At 54.9% G+C, this 567-nt stretch carries 1 protein-coding gene; it reads left to right on the forward strand.

The features are described 5' to 3' along the window. The coding region (locus EOA29_RS39380; RefSeq protein WP_145970155.1) for a class I SAM-dependent methyltransferase at window positions 1-567 on the forward strand (567 nt) is incomplete at both ends.

Below are 567 nucleotides of genomic sequence, written 5' to 3' on the forward strand. Positions count from 1 at the left end.
GCACTATCACAGCAGCATTCCCTACCGGTTGGAGGAGGAGTGCCGGATGGCTTACGGCGTGCTGAGATATGCACGAATTCGCGGTGCCCAGCTGTCGTTATATAGCCTTGGCACAGCGGAGGGCACCATGGCGAGAACACTGTCGGAATTGTCCCGCGGGCAAATCCACAGCCTCTCCTGCAGTCCTAACGCGGAAAATTACAAGTGCTTCATGGCATATGGCGAACCGCCAGACGCCGAGTTCTTTGTCGGCCCGTTCCATCGACTGACCAAGGCCGTCCTCAATTCAAACGCCCGGTTGGGCAAATTCGCTTCCGGATTCGACATAATCCTCGAAGATACCACCTTTCAAATGTACTCGCCGAACAGACCCAAACAGATTGAGTTCGTGGCGCAGCATCTCAAGGAAGGAGGCATCTTCGTATTCCTCGAGAAATTTCGGGCGGTTGACGACAGCGACTATCTGCGCCGCGAGTACCAGAAGGATTTCGGCTTCAAGGCTCGCTACTTCCAGCAAGAGCAGATCGAGGCTAAGAAGACCGCGGTGCTGACCACGATGTTCAACAA

Origin of the sequence: Mesorhizobium sp. M1E.F.Ca.ET.063.01.1.1, assembly GCF_003998155.1 — a bacterium.
Classification (GTDB): domain Bacteria; phylum Pseudomonadota; class Alphaproteobacteria; order Rhizobiales; family Rhizobiaceae; genus Mesorhizobium.